This window comes from Gracilibacillus boraciitolerans JCM 21714 (assembly GCF_000521485.1).
GTDB classification, from domain to species: domain Bacteria; phylum Bacillota; class Bacilli; order Bacillales; family Amphibacillaceae; genus Gracilibacillus; species Gracilibacillus boraciitolerans.
The window spans coordinates 1-15453 of sequence record NZ_BAVS01000037.1; the positions used below are offsets into that span (position 1 = coordinate 1).

Annotated in this window: 17 protein-coding genes and 3 pseudogenes; 3 read left to right on the forward strand and 17 right to left on the reverse strand. The window is 34.9% G+C overall.

The window, feature by feature from the left end; all coding sequences use genetic code 11:
- Positions 1 to 154, forward strand: a 154-nt coding sequence (locus JCM21714_RS19560; protein ID WP_148295067.1) for a transposase domain-containing protein, incomplete at its 5' end; no start/stop codon positions are given.
- A gap of 653 nt (positions 155 to 807) precedes the next feature.
- On the opposite strand, the gene JCM21714_RS15615 is transcribed toward JCM21714_RS19560, so the two are convergent.
- Positions 808 to 2865, reverse strand: coding sequence for a LacI family DNA-binding transcriptional regulator (locus JCM21714_RS15615; protein WP_035725725.1), 2058 nt, complete (start codon positions 2863 to 2865; stop codon positions 808 to 810).
- A gap of 367 nt (positions 2866 to 3232) precedes the next feature.
- Between JCM21714_RS15615 and JCM21714_RS24905 the strand changes: the two are divergent.
- Positions 3233 to 3630 (forward strand): annotated as a pseudogene (locus JCM21714_RS24905) (IS4 family transposase); the annotation flags it as partial.
- Between the two features lie 13 nt (positions 3631 to 3643).
- A pseudogene (locus JCM21714_RS18790) lies at positions 3644 to 4945 on the forward strand (IS1380 family transposase).
- A 201-nt stretch (positions 4946 to 5146) separates the two neighbouring features.
- On the opposite strand, the gene JCM21714_RS15640 reads toward JCM21714_RS18790, so the two are convergent.
- The 16 genes and pseudogenes from JCM21714_RS15640 to JCM21714_RS22295 all read right to left on the reverse strand — a co-directional run bounded on the left by JCM21714_RS15640 (position 5147) and on the right by JCM21714_RS22295 (position 15411).
- Entirely contained in the window at positions 5147 to 6118 is a 972-nt protein-coding gene (locus JCM21714_RS15640; protein ID WP_035725737.1) for a sugar phosphate isomerase/epimerase family protein, read from the reverse strand.
- Positions 6119 to 6851: 733 nt separating this feature from the next.
- Positions 6852 to 7808, reverse strand: coding sequence for an ABC transporter permease (locus tag JCM21714_RS15645; RefSeq protein WP_035725739.1), 957 nt, complete (start codon positions 7806 to 7808; stop codon positions 6852 to 6854).
- Positions 7786 to 8253 (reverse strand): ATP-binding cassette domain-containing protein, encoded by a 468-nt coding sequence (locus JCM21714_RS22260; protein WP_235182963.1) that lies wholly within the window; start codon positions 8251 to 8253, stop codon positions 7786 to 7788. The genes JCM21714_RS15645 and JCM21714_RS22260 overlap by 23 nt, the downstream gene beginning before the upstream one ends.
- Entirely contained in the window at positions 8166 to 8843 is a 678-nt protein-coding gene (locus tag JCM21714_RS22265; protein WP_235182956.1) for an ATP-binding cassette domain-containing protein, read from the reverse strand. The genes JCM21714_RS22260 and JCM21714_RS22265 overlap by 88 nt, the downstream gene beginning before the upstream one ends.
- Entirely contained in the window at positions 8840 to 9184 is a 345-nt protein-coding gene (locus JCM21714_RS22270) for an ATP-binding cassette domain-containing protein (RefSeq protein ID WP_235182957.1), read from the reverse strand. The genes JCM21714_RS22265 and JCM21714_RS22270 overlap by 4 nt, the downstream gene beginning before the upstream one ends.
- Positions 9151 to 9291, reverse strand: a complete 141-nt coding sequence (locus tag JCM21714_RS22275) for a hypothetical protein (RefSeq protein WP_235182958.1) — start codon at positions 9289 to 9291, stop codon at positions 9151 to 9153. Before JCM21714_RS22275 ends, JCM21714_RS22270 begins: the two co-directional genes overlap by 34 nt.
- Positions 9292 to 9397: 106 nt before the next feature.
- Complete coding sequence (locus JCM21714_RS15655; protein WP_035725742.1) at positions 9398 to 10549, reverse strand: levoglucosan dehydrogenase; 1152 nt, start codon at positions 10547 to 10549, stop codon at positions 9398 to 9400.
- A 27-nt stretch (positions 10550 to 10576) separates the two neighbouring features.
- Positions 10577 to 10768 (reverse strand): hypothetical protein, encoded by a 192-nt coding sequence (locus JCM21714_RS24500; protein ID WP_369403631.1) that lies wholly within the window; start codon positions 10766 to 10768, stop codon positions 10577 to 10579.
- On the reverse strand, positions 10702 to 11766 hold the full coding sequence (locus tag JCM21714_RS15660; protein WP_369403632.1) for a substrate-binding domain-containing protein: 1065 nt from the start codon (positions 11764 to 11766) through the stop codon (positions 10702 to 10704). The genes JCM21714_RS24500 and JCM21714_RS15660 overlap by 67 nt, the downstream gene beginning before the upstream one ends.
- Positions 11767 to 11835: 69 nt before the next feature.
- Positions 11836 to 12198, reverse strand: a complete 363-nt coding sequence (locus tag JCM21714_RS22280; protein ID WP_235182959.1) for a hypothetical protein — start codon at positions 12196 to 12198, stop codon at positions 11836 to 11838.
- Positions 12164 to 12664 (reverse strand): Gfo/Idh/MocA family protein, encoded by a 501-nt coding sequence (locus tag JCM21714_RS22285; RefSeq protein WP_369403634.1) that lies wholly within the window; start codon positions 12662 to 12664, stop codon positions 12164 to 12166. The genes JCM21714_RS22280 and JCM21714_RS22285 overlap by 35 nt, the downstream gene beginning before the upstream one ends.
- A gap of 27 nt (positions 12665 to 12691) precedes the next feature.
- Positions 12692 to 12935: pseudogene (locus JCM21714_RS22290) on the reverse strand (Gfo/Idh/MocA family protein); the annotation flags it as partial.
- Positions 12936 to 13194: 259 nt separating this feature from the next.
- The gene (locus JCM21714_RS20570) at positions 13195 to 13368 is read right to left on the reverse strand and encodes a hypothetical protein (RefSeq protein ID WP_200868466.1); all 174 of its coding nucleotides are present in this window, start codon (positions 13366 to 13368) and stop codon (positions 13195 to 13197) included.
- Positions 13349 to 14011: a sugar phosphate isomerase/epimerase family protein gene (locus JCM21714_RS15670; protein ID WP_200868467.1), complete on the reverse strand. Its 663-nt coding sequence runs from the start codon at positions 14009 to 14011 to the stop codon at positions 13349 to 13351. The genes JCM21714_RS20570 and JCM21714_RS15670 overlap by 20 nt, the downstream gene beginning before the upstream one ends.
- 694 nt (positions 14012 to 14705) lie before the next feature.
- Positions 14706 to 15287: a hypothetical protein gene (locus tag JCM21714_RS15675; protein WP_052000804.1), complete on the reverse strand. Its 582-nt coding sequence runs from the start codon at positions 15285 to 15287 to the stop codon at positions 14706 to 14708.
- The gene (locus JCM21714_RS22295; RefSeq protein WP_235182960.1) at positions 15235 to 15411 is read right to left on the reverse strand and encodes a hypothetical protein; all 177 of its coding nucleotides are present in this window, start codon (positions 15409 to 15411) and stop codon (positions 15235 to 15237) included. The genes JCM21714_RS15675 and JCM21714_RS22295 overlap by 53 nt, the downstream gene beginning before the upstream one ends.
- Positions 15412 to 15453 lie beyond the last annotated feature (42 nt).

Sequence of the window (15453 nt, forward strand, 5' to 3'; positions counted from 1 at the left end):
GAAGGAAAATGGATTAAATCCATTTCATTATCTATGTTATCTTTTTGAGGAGCTTCCCAATATGGATACGACAGATAAAGTAAAGTTAGATCAACTTCTGCCATGGTCACCAACTATTCCAGATGAATGTCGTGTACCAAATAAATCTAAATAAAGCATAACATTAGTCCACATCTAGAAATAGGTGTGGATTATTTTACGCTTACTCCGAAAAAATGGCAAAATCCGTGATACCAAGGTCCACCTCTATGGCTGCATTTTTCTTGGGTAATTTGCTTCGTTGCTTTTATAATACGTCCTTGAGGTTCTTGGCTTTTTGCACATTTCATGAGACCCAGTTTGGGTAATTTAATATACTTGTCCAAAACAGCAATATTGTTATTCGTGAATTGGGTGGTGTAAAGTTGAACAGCATGCTTTTTAATTTTGAAACGTGGTGGACCATTTTAGTTTGAGAAAAAATGTGAGAAAGAATCTGTGAGGTGTCGAAGCACATTTTGCAGGGGGAAACTTATCTACTTCGCGAAATGCCTTCATTTTTTTAGAGGTTCTTCAACTAAAAAAATACACCCATTATCTGGTTATTACAGAATTGGAGTGGATTTAAATTAAACGCTTGATAAGTACAAGCTACATCATTTTTCAAATTTGGATGTTGTTCCTATCATGCTATTAAGGGAAATGCACAAAAGCCAAGAAATGGGTTTTACCTAAAGGAGCTTTACTATTTGATTACTCCACAAAGTATCTTACGTTCTAATTCAAAGGATATCAGGCTAACCCACTATATCATTTGGAAAAGCCAACTTATTTACTATAAGAATTATTTTTAATTGCTTCTATTATTGATTTAGGGGGAGTTCGTTTGAATATCCTCTTCCAACTTTTCAATAAATTTTCGCAGGTTACTTTTATAGGCTCTACTCCAATAAATTTAGGAACATCTTTATTCAGTAAAGCATTTGCCGCTACAAGAGCTATTGCTTGCCCTTGCTCATAAGGTAGTTGGGCACTTACTGCCTTCACATTTCCACCTTCCGCCATATTTAGGGCTAAAGAGTAATCTAAATCCGAGGTAACAATAATAATATCTTTTCTTCCAATACTATTAACTGCCTCTAAAACTTTAGTAGCTGGTCCTTCCCATGATATATATAACCCCTGTATTTCTGGATATTTTTTCAATAATTGAATTGTATCTTCATAAACATCTTCTTCTTTTTTAAATTTAACTTCTTTTACAATGTTAAGATCAGGGTATTCTTCTAATAAAATTTGATGTGCTCCCATATCTCTTTGATTTGTCGCATAAAAATTAGAATCATACGATATAAATCCTACATTTCTTCGATTGTATTTTCTCATACTATTTCCAAGCTCACTACCAGCTAGTCTACCATGTGTCCATTCATTTACAGATACACAACTTACATAATCTGACTGGGTTAATCCTCTAGGAACATTTGTTATTAGTACAAGTTTTGAAGGGCTTTTTGCTACCCTTTTAAATGCTTCAGAGGTTTTGTTATCTTCTGTTGAAATGGCAATAATAATATCTGGATCAAAAGCCATAATACTATCTAATTGTTTACTTTGCATTTCAGGATCAAAATGAGCATCAGTTACTGCAAGCAACGAGATACCTAATTCATTAAAAACATCTTTTATCCCTAACTGATGTAACTCCATCCAAGCAGCACCAGTATAATGGAAGGAAATAGCTGCAGTATATTTCCTTTTACTAAATAATAACTTCTCATTTTCTGATAAATTCAAAACATCAACTTTAGCTGCCTTCTCCCCCCCAAAAGGCCCTCGACTTATGCCACTTGTTGAAGAACGTATATGAAGTTTTGTTGGTATAACTGTAGATATATTAGAATTCTCAATATTTAAATGACTAGAAATACTACTTTCCTCTATATATTCTATGGCTTTTTTCCCTATCATATATATATCCTGCTGAACAGCAGAGACGGCAGGAGAAAATAACTCATACCATTCTGTATCATAATAGCTTATGATGGAGATATCTTCTGGACAAGCAAGATTATTACTGTTCAAAAATTTAAATACAACTGAGAGAACGTCCTCATTTATTACAAATAAAGCAGTTGGTGGATTTTCTCCATACAATAAATTATGAAGGTACTCTACTAGTGCATTTTCACCATTTACAATCTCCGATACATATCTATTATCAATTTGTATTCCGTTATCTAATAAGGCATCTTTATAGCCTGTCAATATTTCCCCATTATAATATGTATCATTACCATTTAAAATATATTCATGTATAAGAGCAATTTTATTATGACCATTCCTAACTAGATGGTTTACAGCATTATATGATCCATTATAACTATCTGAAATAACTGTTCTTATAACACTAGCATTTGAATTAATAGATTGAATATTACTTTCACTTATTATCACAGTTGGAAGCATCTTTAGTGAAGAATGAAATTTTATAGGGGGGGATTTTATTTTTTCTTCAATTAGAATTATTTGTCCTTTACATTTATCACTATCCAAAAATGAATAATTTCTTAATATTTCATACAAATCCTTTGAATGAATAGTAACTACATTGGTATAAGATACCTCTCTTATAATTGACTTTAATACATTTGCTTGAAATGTATTTAAAGGATTTGTCGCAAAAATTTGAATAAACCCTGATTCAGATGTTTTACTTAATTCCCTTTTTTTCGCAATAAAATTAGGTAATTCATCTAATGAATTAATTACGTCCTCTACTTTTTTTACTAACTCTGGACTGACGTATCTAGTCCGATTTACCACATGCGAAACTGTTGCTAAAGACACTCCGGCTCTTTTTGCAATTTCCTTTATCGTAACCATTTTTGTATGCACTCCTAATGTGTATAATCATCTACTCAACTTTCGCACCGGAAAATCACGCGCAACACCAATGATCCGTAGCGCTGGTTTTAAAGAAAGAAGTTACCTTGATTTTATAAAAATCCACAAAAAGACACCTCTATGTTTGGTATAGTTGATTTGACTAATACAACTATCATACAGAAGAGATGTCTCCTATATGATAAAGGAAAAGGATCTATTAAATCAACTACCAAATAACCTGAAAGCAGATTTTAAAGAACTAAAATTACTTAAACATCTAAAAAGAGCCAGAATTATCAAGTACTGTGACTACTCCGGCAAAGATACCGTTTATCGTTTTCTTAATCCACCCATTTATGCATGGATCAATATGATTGGCATGGTCAAACAGCTAAAGCAACTATATATTATCGATGATAAGAAAGTTAGCTTGAAAGAACTTTATCGTTTAGAAACGCCTACAACGGGTAAAAAAGAAATCCTACGCTCCATTCAAACTACCCAAGCCAATGGTGTGCGTGTCAAAATCATTTTTGTACGTAATCACAACAAAAAGGGGGGGATTGGTTAGCCATTTTAAGTACCGATAGCCCCTTAGCTGATCAAGAAATTATGCGCATCTACGGCATGCACTAGGATATTGAAGTCTTTTTTAAAGTAACCGAATCTTTATTAAAGTTACAGAAAGAATACCAAGGTCGCTCTTATGACGGTTTTATCCGTCATACAACGATTGTATTTGGTCGATATACCCTATTAGCAGGCAATTCTTATGATGCATACTTTACCGCAATTCACGCTTGATTTCAATCGTCAAATCAAATTGTCAAATAATGGAGAGTATTTTCCCTCTGATACGGGTGAATTTTTCTTCAAGGAATTCGATGAGAAACTTGGTTTCTCTGAAACTCTGCCCCAACATCTGAAACTGAAGAACAATAGACTTTACTACTATCATTCCAGTGAAAACCTGCTTCCTCAAAAGCTCTATCAAGTCATTGCCGGTTACACCGAGGATGATGCTACAGATCAGCTAACGAAGGACCCTGTGTTACCTAAGTCATTGGAACAGATGCGCTAGCTTCTCAACCCAGTCTATCCCGTTTTTTCAAACGGTTTGATAACCAATCCATGGAACAGTTGAATAACGCCAACCAGGAACTGATAGATAAAGTGGGTCAAACACGAGATTCAAAAGCACTTATCTTTGATCTGGATTCCACATATTCCAATACCTATGGAAATCAGGAGTCGGCGGCTTACAATGCCCATTATGGGACCATTGGTTGTCATGGACGGCCTAACCGGCGATTTTATGAAGGCGAAGCTACGACCTGGAAATATCTATACATCCAACGGTGTGGTGGATTTTATTCAACCACTCGTTGAACACTACAACAAGAATTTTCCAAAAACTACGCCATTCATCCGTGGCGACAGTGGATTTGCCGTTACTGCCCTATATGAATTATGCGAAAAGGAATCGGTTTATTACGTCATTCGACTCAATTGGAATGCAAACCTACAACGGATTGCGGACGAAATTCATCCTTCAAAGACACCCACAGATATAACGAAGGCGGAATATTTTTATGAAGCAACCGATTACTAGGTAAAGTCATGGTCTCATTCTAGGAAAATGATTATCAAGTCCGTTCGCCCTGCAGGCGAATTATTCTTAACGCACTCGTTCATTGTGACCAACTTGGTGGATGCTTTTTCTCCCAGTGATATCATTCTTGCTTACCAAAAAAGAGGCACAATGGAAAACTATATCAAAGAAGCCAAGAATGGCTTTGACCTGGATAACATGAACAGCTATTCCTTCCAGGTGAACGAAGTAAAAATGATGTTGAGTCTGTTGGTTTATAACCTGACGAACTGGCTACACACGCTTTGTTTCCCAGAGGGACAGAAGAATATGCAAATTAAAACCATACGGACAAAGGTCATCAAGGTTGCAAGCCGATTAGTGAAGTCAGGCCAATCCCTTTATTTCAGGTTATCATCTAGTTTCGTGTATCAGGATTTCTTCTCGAAAGTGCTACAGCGAGTCCAGAACCTAAAGTTAGAATAAGCATACAGATCCCCATTAATAAAAAATCCCTTTTCGACCAAGGGAGCAGCCTGCCAAAAAATCGGTTACTTACAAACCTTCATTTTAAAAACAAGTTTCAAGCAGGAAAGTCACCAGGATATTTTCCAGTGGAACAGAAAAATATGTGATTTTGGTTTCAATCATGGTCTAAATTCGAAGTATGAATAATTCAAGTATTATTTATGCCCACCATATTTCAGTAGGACTTTCTTTTAGCATAGAACCTTCTAATAGTTGAATTGCCTGTTTTAAGCCTTCATCAACAGATGCGAGCATGTCTTCATGTTCGATAGATATCACATTATCAAAGCCAACAGCTCTTAACGCACTCAATATATCCTTCCATGTTTTTTGGGATTGTCCATAACCAATTGTTCGAAATGACCATGCCCGTTTCAAAAACTCACTATAATGCTTAGTATCTAATACACCGTTTATAGATTTATTTGCTTCATTTACATAAGTATCTTTAGCATGAAAGTGATAGATGCATTCTTTTTTACCCAAGTATTTTATCGCTTCGACTGGATCAATTCCCTGCCAAATAAGATGACTTGGGTCAAAATTTGCTCCAATATTATTTCCTGCACGCTCTCTGAGTTCAACTAATGTTTCAGGATTGTATACCACAAATCCCGGATGCATTTCTATTGCAATTTTATTTATTCCATACTTAGAAGCAAACTGAGATTGTCTTTGCCAGTATGGAATTACAACTTCATCCCATTGCCATTTCCTTAATTTTTCGTATTCAGGTGGCCATGCACATGTTACCCAATTTGGAAATTGCGCATCAAAACTATCACCCGGGCACCCTGAGAAACAATTTACTACATCCACTTCTAATTGTTCAGCTAATTGAATTGTCTTCTCCCATGTTTTATGATGTTTCTTAGCAATCTCTTTATTAGGATGAAGAGGATTCCCTTGACAACTTAATCCACTAATTATCATATTACGTTTTTTTATAGCGTCTTTAAATTTTTTAATTTCATGTCGATTATCCAGTAAATAATCGGGATTACAATGCTGATCACCAGGATAATTACCTGTTCCTAGTTCAACAGCTTTAACTCCTAATCCTTGAAGTTTATCTAGCATTTGTTGAAAAGGTAGATCTTGATATAAAACTGTAAACACACCTATTTTCATCTTTTAACCATTCCTTCCCTTTCGCTCAAAGCATAAAATGTACTTGTGTTATGTGAATTTTTAATATTATAAAATAAGAGTAAGGACGAATTAACTACAAATCACCCGAAGGTGAGTGGACTGTTCTTATAGCAGAGTTACCTTAACTCTATATGTGGAAATTAACTTTTCAAGTAAAAACAAGTATAATTTCAAGTATGCAGACTTATCTTTTTACAAACATAACATGACCTTGTTTTATGTTGGACAATCAGTATTCCTAGGTATCCCTATATATTTTGGAAAGGCGTTATTCCCTATGAATTTTAAAATAGTTTACCTATTCATTTTTGGATTGATATAAACAAAACCCTTATTATTACCCGTATTTCCTTCAACAAAATAGTAAAGGAAACACTACTTATAAACGCCATCACTTTTACTCGTAAGTGTAATAAAAGAACCATCACAAAGACATTGTAAACAATGTAAGGATGTATGTTTAAAATTTACTGGTAAATATAAATTCCTGTTCAATGTATTGAAGAATTTCCGCAATAGCTTTTTGCCTTTATCCGATGTTCTTCCATTAAATCACGTAATTACAATTGAACAGGCAATCTTACTAGCAAAGTCCCAAGGCGAATTATGAAAATAGAAACTTAAGTTTTGTTGGTTCTCCATAATTTCCAATTAATTATCTTTTAATAACCCTTTTGCCATGCTATTTCATTTCAGACTTTCCTTTTTATTTTTACTTTTTGCTTTTTCTACCAAATGCGACAGCAAGTATAATAATTACACCTTGAACAACCTGTTGTTGGCTAACATCTAATCCTTGTAAAATCAATGCATTGTTAATGGTTCCAATCATTATAGAACCAATAACTGTACCGACTACCGTACCTACGCCTCCAAAAAGGCTAGTACCTCCTAAGATAACAGCAGCGATGACTGATAACTCATCACCTTCCCCAAAGGTAAAACGACCTGCTTGAAGTCGACCGGCATATAACATACCAGCAATAGCTGCCATTAGCCCCGCTCCCATAAATACACTAAGTTTTATTCGATTTATATTAATACCAGAATAGGTTGAAGCTACATCATTCCCCCCCGTAGCCAATGTTTGTCTTCCAAAAACAGTTTTCCTCAATAAGAATTGACCTATAACAACAATTACTAGTGTCCAAATAAGAAGAATTGGTATTCCAAATACATTCCCAGCACCAAAAAGGAAAATAAAATTTTCATTAAGAATCGGAATAGCAGCAGTACCCGAAATCCACATAGCTAGTCCACGGGCTATCATCATCATTGCCAACGTAACTAAGAAACTTGGTATAGCTATCTTGGTAACCAAAAGTCCATTTATAAACCCGATTAATAGACCAGTTGCTAGTCCGACTATTATTGCAACAATGAGTCCTAAGCCTGCCTGCATAGTTAAAGCAGTTGTTATCGCTGCTAATGCAGCAGTAGAACCAACAGATAAATCTATCTCCGCAGCAGAGATTACAAATGTCATTGCAACTGCCATAATTGAAATCATAGCTGTTTGTCTAAAAATATTTAATATATTTCCTTGAGTTAAAAATCCTTGATCGCCTAAGGTAATAGAAAAGTAAATTAATACAGCAATAAAAGCGATATATACAATATTTTGTCTCCAATCAAAGTTCCTAATATTACTCAACATTTTGGATTGCATACTCAACATCCTCCTCATTCTTGATGACTTTCCTATCAATAGAATTAGTAACTACTCCATCTTTCATAATTAAGATTCTATCACTCATAGCTAGCAATTCTGTCATCTCTGATGAAATTACAAGTACAGCTTTTCCGGAATCAGCCATTTCTCTAATTAATTCAATAATTTCTGTTTTTGCACCAATATCCACTCCACTAGTTGGTTCGTCCAGAATTAAAATTTCTGTATCATTTGCTAACCATTTAGCCAAAACTAATTTCTGCTGATTTCCACCGGATAATAATGAAACAGTTTTATATATATCATCGGTTTTCACGTTTAGTTTTTCGACTAATTCTTCTACTTTTTCATCGACTATATTATCTTGTATAATTGTCTTTTTTGAAAAATTGGTAACCCAGGAAGTATCGTGTTTTCTTTGACTGAATGACCTAGAATCAATCCTTGAGAGCGCCTGTCTTCTGGCACCAGTCCCATCCCACAATTAATTGCGTCACTTGGAGAATTAATCTTTTTCATTTCGCCTTTTATATAAATCTCACCATTATCTAAGGGGGGGTCAATTCCAAATACTACTTTTGCAGTTTCAGACCTTCCGCTGCCCATTAGTCCTGCAATTCCAAGAATTTCCCCCTCATAAAGTGAAAAGCTAACATCTTTCACCTTATCACCAGACTTTAAATTTTTCGCTTCTAGTAATGGTTTTCTGTTCTCAATAATTGATCTTTCCGTCCACTCAAATGACTTTCGCATACTACCACCTATTATAGCATTAATAACCTCTTCCAACGCCATATCACTACATTTTTTGGTCAACACATTCTTACCATTTCTTAATACAGTAATACGATCACAAACTTGGAATATCTCATCCATTCGATGTGAAATATAAATAATAGTTATCCCTGACTTTTTAAGTTTACTGATCATTTCAAATAGTTTTTCTGTTTCTGCTTTTGTTAAAGTGGACGTAGGCTCATCCATTATTAGAATTTTTGTATTCATTGACAAGGCTTTAGCTATTTCTGTCATCTGCAATACCCTACACTAATATTCTCAACCAACTCTTCAGGGGGGGAAATTTTTATATCTAAACTCTCAAGGATAGCAGCACTATCACGTATCATTTTCTTATCATCAATTGTGCCTAGTTTTGTTTTAGGTTCTCTATGAAGATATATATTCTGTGCAATTGACAACTTAGGAACCAAACTAAATTCCTGGAAAATCATAGAAATGCCCGCTTTGGTTGCATCAGTAGGGCTATTAATTTGTTCTTGTTTATCATCTATTTCTATAATTCCATTATCTAACTGGTATACTCCAGTCAGTATCTTCATCAAAGTTGATTTACCAGCTCCATTCCCCCCCATAAGGCATGGACTTCACCTTCTTCAACTTCGAAGTCAACCTTATTTAAAACATTAATTTTATTAAATGACTTATTTATATTTGACATTTTGAGAATGTTTTTTGTCATTTGTAATAGACCCCTTTCATACCAAAGGGCCTAAATTATATTAGGCCCTTTTCACTAACACCTCTTATAAAGTAAAATTAAGAAGTAATTGACTATACATTAGTTTTTACCCATTTTTGTTTTTAGATGATTCTATAATAGCGTCCGAAACCTGTGCAATTTTATGACCTTCATTAAAGTTTGGTTCACACTCTTTATCTTGAATAATAGCTTGAAGAAAATCATGCATTTCTATTATCTTTACTTCGCTATACCCGATACCTATAGCAGGAATTGGCCACAATCCTTCACCATAAGGGTGAGGAGTACCAGTGTATACTGTTTTAAAACCTCGTCGATCATCACCGTCTTCAGCAAAAAATACCTGTAATTCATCCCTACGTTCATAATTGAAGTATAAAGAGCCTTTTTCACCATGAATTTCAAAAGTTAAAAAGTTGTTTCTACCCCAAGCATTTCTTGTAGCTTCAATACTTCCTACAGCACCATTTTTAAATCGTAGCAAAGTAGAAATTTCATCATCTACATCTACAACTCCTCTTTCTGTATTTTCAGCTGATTTATTACCTAAAGTATCTAAACCGCCTGTTTGAATTGGTCGATCTTTAATCCATGTTTTAGACATTGACATTACTTCATCAATTTTTCCAACAAGAAAATGTGCAAAGTCTATAACATGTGTTCCGATATCCCCCCCTAAAGCTCCTGAACCTGCAACATCTTTCTTGAATCTCCATGAAAGTGGAGATTCTGGATCTGCAGACCAGTCTTGTAAATAGGTACCTCTAAAATTTAGAATCTTACCTATTGATCCTTCATCAATAAATTTTTTTGCTAATGCAACAGCTGGTGTTTTACGATAATTAAAGGCAACCAGGTTTTTTACATTTGCTTTTTCCACTGCCGCCAATATTTTTTTTGTTTCATTTGAATTTCTACCTAGAGGTTTTTCACATATAATATGTTTTCCAGCATTCGCTGCTGCAATTGCCATTTCCATATGCAAATTGTTTGGTGTAACAATGTCTACTATATCAATATCAGGATCTTCTACCAATGTACGCCAATTAGTTGTATATTTTTCATAGCCAAATCTTCTAGCAGCATCTTTCGCCATCTCTTCATTTACCTCTGCAATCATCTTACGGTTCAGAACAATTCCATCATCAAAAAACATATTAACCCCCCCTGATATCGCTAGCGAGTGTGCTTTTGCCATAAATCCGCCACCGATCATTCCTACATTAAGTGATTTCATATCTAGTATCCCCCCCTTAAATTATATTTATTCGAATTCAGCCTGTATTTCATCTGGTGCAGGTTGATTATAAATTAACTCCCAAGATTCTAACAAATTATCTCTTGTAACCGGTAAAGCCGGAACAGCCACATACTGCGGAGCTTCTTTATCTAATAACGAATAACCAGCAAGGATTGCTTCGGTAACACCTTGTGCATATGGTAATTGAGCTCCCACCCTTTAACATGTTGCCCTTTTGCCATATCCAATGCTACTGGAGTCCCTAAGTCAATCGTAGTAACTACAACATCATCTAATCCCGCTGTTCTTATAGCAGATAGCGCACCTTCAGCCGGTACATCCCAAACAACAAACATTCCATCTAGATCTGGGGGGGTACGAGTTATCATTGAGTTGGCTACACTTTCACCTTCTGATGCATCAGCGATACCGCCACGCTCTACAATTTCTATTTCAGGATATTCATTTTCAATTGTTGCTTCGAATGCCTCTACACGTTGCCCTGTTACAAAGAAATCTGCGTCATGATAAATCACGCCTATCTTACCTTTCCCACCAAGTTGCTCGGCCATTAAGTGTGCTGCTTCTACCCCCCCATTCCCATAGTTATCTGCCGACACAACACTTACATAATCTTCACTAGGAGTAAAACCTTCTGCAACATTATCCATAAATACTATTTTAACACCTTGATCTACGGCTTTTCGATATGCAGCCGCAGATGATACTGCATCAACGGGTATACTTACTAAAATATCAGGATCCATCCCAAGAATCGTTTCTATATCTGACATTTGTTTTTCTGCGCTAAATTGGCCATCTGTAACTGTAAGTATTTCAATGCCCATTTTTTTAAAAGTATCTTCTAGTCCGTTTATTTGAGCACGTGACCAATCATTTCCGGCATAGTGCATTGCAATTGCTGCTGTATAGTTACCTTCTCTAATCTTAGCAACTTCTTCTTCTGTTAATTCAATAGAATGAGCAGATACTGCTTTTTCCCCCCCATTAGGTCCTTTACTGATTATTTCTGTATCACTAGGTATGCTTTCATTGATCTTAATAGGACCCTCTATAGAAACTTCTCCCATATTATTTTCTTGTGTATCAATCTCTCCACCAGTTGATTCACTCTCATCGTTACATGCTGTCATCAAAAAAAGTGCAAATAACACAACTATCGACAGTAGAAGATACTTATTCATTTTTTTCATTTTACTACCCCCCCTTTTAAATAGATTTATATTTAAATTGATCTCATCAGGATTGAAGTGACGTGATAATTAGCTAATAGTTTCCCAATTTTGTGATTCAGAAGATTTCATTACCGCTTCACACACCTTATCTACTTTATAACCTTCTGTAAATGTTGTAGATGGTTGTGCATTGTTAGCAATAGCTTTAATAAACTCATAACATTCAATTGTTTTTAACTCTCCATAACCTATATTCATACCAGGAATATTCCAAGTAACTTCACCATAAAAATGCGCTGGTCCTGTATAAATTGTTTTAAATCCTCTTCTATCAACAGGATCATCTGCAAAGCAAACTTGTAATTCATTTAATCTTTCATAATTAAAATATACTGATCCTTTAGTTCCATGTACTTCAACTGTAATAAAGTTGTTTCTTCCCCCAAGCATTCCTAGTTGCTTCGATACTTCCAACAGCGCCATTTTTAAATTTAACTAAGAATGAGGCTTCATCATCTACATCAACCGGTTCTTTCTGGGCATTTTCGTCTATTTTCACTGTACCTAATAGGTCTACTCCACCTTCCTGTACAGGACGTTCCTTGATATAGGTTTGCACACTAGAAACTACTTCTTTGATATCGCCAGCCAAGTATTGTGAAATATCAATTACATGAGTAGCAATATCACCTAATGCTCCTGCTCCAGCAACACCTTTTTGGAATCTCCACGATAGTGGCGAAGATGGATCCGCACTCCAACTTTGCAAATATGTTGCTCTAACATTCAAAATATCTCCAATTGAACCTTCATCTATAAACTTTTTAGCTAATACTACCGCTGGAACTCTACGGTATTGATATGCACACATTGATACAATGCCTTTCTTCATAGCTTCTTCGGCTGCTTCCGCCATCGCTTTCGCATCTACTGAATTATCAGCGATAGGCTTTTCACAAAGCACATGTTTACCAGCTAAGTGCAGCAATAGCAATTTCAGCGTGAGCGTTATTTGGTGTGCAAACACTTACAATATCAATTTCTGGGTCATTAACGACTTCCTTCCAATCTGTTGTCCACTTTTCAAATCCAAAACGATCCTTTGCATCAGAAGCGATACTTTCCTCTATATCACAAACAGTTTTCAATACAGGAACAGCTGGCGCTGGCCAGAAAAACTTTGGCATATTAGAATAAGCAACCACATGCGCCTTCCCCCCATAAATCCAGCTCCAATTAGTGCTACGTTTAGTTTTTTCATAATATTACCTACTTTCCCAAAAATATATTTTGCTACATTTCTCTAATTTATTATAAATTTATTGTTAATTAATCAATTATTTACCACTTTTTCGTGAGTCAAATTAAACCAAAACCTAAAGAAATAACAGAATTGTTTTTCATAAAAAGGCTTTCATTATAATTTATGTTTAAATATAATTGATTTTAATTTACCAATTTGTCTTTTAAGAAATCGAATGATATTTGGCATGCTTCATCTGGGTCACCAGAATAACCATCAATTTCTACTAACCAGTCACCTCTATAATTTTTCTTTTGCAAGAATTGAATGATTTCACCCAGTGGTAATTCACCCTCCCTAAAGGCAAAATTCGCCATTCATTAAATCCTTTAAATGAACGTATTTAATTCGATCATAATACTTTTTGACTATTTCAAGCGGATCTCCACCACCTACAGCTATATGTGCAATATCCGGACAAAATGGAATTGAAGTTAGTGCAAAAAGTTTATCAATTTGCTCAGGCGTTTCAACCATTGACCCCCCCAAATGAGGGTGATAACTTGCTACCAAACCATGTTTTTGAACTACTTCTCTGGCATTATCTAACCCTTTAGCTAATAAATCGTAATCCTCATCTTTTATTCCAGAAGCGCGAACTGCTCCACCACCAAGTACCACATGAGAAGCACCCAAACTAGATGCAATCTTTGCCGTCCTTTCAATATGCCAAAGTTCATCTTCAAGCGCATCTCGATAGATATAATTAGCTCCGACATAAACTCCGAGTAAAGACACATTATTATCAATTAGTATCTTTTTTAACTTATCGGGATCACTTACAAACCTTTCAAGATTTCCATCAAATAGCTCAATACTTTTAAAACCATGACCAGCTATTCTTTTTATTACTTCTGAATCATCACAAATTGTTTCGTATCGAATATCTTTTACACTTGTAACACCGCCTCCTGAACCAACTAATAAGCCAAAGGCATTTGTCATATAACCAAGTTTCATGTATTCCCTCCTCAATTTAATATTTACGTAAATATTATTGATAATCCTTACTATTTCTAAAATAACATTAATTGAAAGCGCAGTCAACTATTATAATTATTTTTATCTTACTTTTTACGCAAAATTCGCAGGTTCAATTAAAGTGTTTATATTTTTTTACGTAAATACATTATATGGATTAACAAACTAGTATAGAATTAAAATAATATAACTTAACCCAAAAAATGAGAATATTCGGAAAATATAAACCAATCCAAAATAATGGACAAATACATGGATAAGTTTACTTGAAAAACATCATTGAACAATGGTTTTCACTTAATTCTCCTGATCTTTTAACAGCAACAGTTCTTCTGTAGAAACTTGAGAATGTCTTCCATCATAAGTGGAGGGGGGGTTTTTATTATATATTGATGTCTTTTGTAATAATACAAATGCTCCTGGCTTATAATACCTGTATAACTCTCTCTACCTCATTAATAAATTCATATTTTAGAGTATACCCTTATTTTTCATCTGCCTCAAAAGGCTCTAATTTGCCGATTTCTAACCTGAAATAGTTCCATTGATAATCAAAGTTAGATGATTTAAAAGTTAACTTATAGGCTTAACTACATCAACTAAACCTGTATTTAGCTCTATACAGCCTTCTTCACTAGCCAATCTTGCATTAAGCAAGTCCATTCCTCTACCACTAGGAATTAACATATGATTTAGGGGGGGCATCAATTGAACCAATCAGATTTAGTATATTTACAATATCATTGATATTTTTCCAAATAACTCTGGACGGTAAAGTAGTAGGAAATAGTACCTTCTGGATTAATTTCCACTCTACTTTATTCCTTTTATCAAAATCAGCCCTTTCTTCCCTCCACTTTTCTAACTCATTTAAAAATTCCCCCCCCTTATTAGGACGCGCCTTAATATCATGGTTAGTAGCCTTCTTTAAAATATCAGCTAACCCACCAGTATTCAATAGAAATCCGTCATAGTTTTTTAACGCGACTCTACTTTTATTTGAATACTCACCTTCAAAACCTAAGCTCTCATTAGTTATTAGAATCCAGAGAGTTTTAGCCAAAAGAAACCCTACTATTGCTGACTTACTATCAGCAATAGTAGGGTTTCTTTTCATTTCAGGATTCATCGTCCAATTAGGACCTACAGATTCTTGACGATTAGTTAAATCAGCTTTATCTGGATAGTCGACTAATCCAAAATCAGCTAAACCAGGCAACATTCTTATAAATAAGAATGTTGCCTGGTTTAGCATCCCTATGCGTTATATCCTTCTCATGAAGCTCTTTTGGAACTTTTTCAATTGAAATAACTACATTTAATTTTACTTCAGGACTGTACGCTTTCACTTCTGTTATTAATTCCATTGCTATAGACATTACATGTATATGGTAACTTAAAAGTGGACCACGATAGTCATT

Excerpts from the sequence above, each read along its gene's own strand:
- JCM21714_RS15615 (WP_035725725.1), bottom strand. The coding sequence starts at position 2,865 with ATGGTTACGATAAAGGAAATTGCAAAAAGAGCCGGAGTGTCTTTAGCA.
- JCM21714_RS15640 (WP_035725737.1), bottom strand. The coding sequence starts at position 6,118 with ATGAAAATAGGTGTGTTTACAGTTTTATATCAAGATCTACCTTTTCAA.
- JCM21714_RS15645 (WP_035725739.1), bottom strand. The coding sequence starts at position 7,808 with ATGCAATCCAAAATGTTGAGTAATATTAGGAACTTTGATTGGAGACAA.
- JCM21714_RS22265 (WP_235182956.1), bottom strand. The coding sequence starts at position 8,843 with ATGACAGAAATAGCTAAAGCCTTGTCAATGAATACAAAAATTCTAATA.
- JCM21714_RS22270 (WP_235182957.1), bottom strand. The coding sequence starts at position 9,184 with ATGGGGGGGAATGGAGCTGGTAAATCAACTTTGATGAAGATACTGACT.
- JCM21714_RS22275 (WP_235182958.1), bottom strand. The coding sequence starts at position 9,291 with ATGACAAAAAACATTCTCAAAATGTCAAATATAAATAAGTCATTTAAT.
- JCM21714_RS15655 (WP_035725742.1), bottom strand. The coding sequence starts at position 10,549 with ATGAAATCACTTAATGTAGGAATGATCGGTGGCGGATTTATGGCAAAA.
- JCM21714_RS15660 (WP_369403632.1), bottom strand. The coding sequence starts at position 11,766 with ATGAAAAAAATGAATAAGTATCTTCTACTGTCGATAGTTGTGTTATTT.
- JCM21714_RS22280 (WP_235182959.1), bottom strand. The coding sequence starts at position 12,198 with ATGCTTGGGGGAAGAAACAACTTTATTACAGTTGAAGTACATGGAACT.
- JCM21714_RS22285 (WP_369403634.1), bottom strand. The coding sequence starts at position 12,664 with ATGGCGGAAGCAGCCGAAGAAGCTATGAAGAAAGGCATTGTATCAATG.
- JCM21714_RS20570 (WP_200868466.1), bottom strand. The coding sequence starts at position 13,368 with ATGGCGAATTTTGCCTTTAGGGAGGGTGAATTACCACTGGGTGAAATC.
- JCM21714_RS15670 (WP_200868467.1), bottom strand. The coding sequence starts at position 14,011 with ATGAAACTTGGTTATATGACAAATGCCTTTGGCTTATTAGTTGGTTCA.
- JCM21714_RS15675 (WP_052000804.1), bottom strand. The coding sequence starts at position 15,287 with ATGCTAAACCAGGCAACATTCTTATTTATAAGAATGTTGCCTGGTTTA.
- JCM21714_RS22295 (WP_235182960.1), bottom strand. The coding sequence starts at position 15,411 with ATGTCTATAGCAATGGAATTAATAACAGAAGTGAAAGCGTACAGTCCT.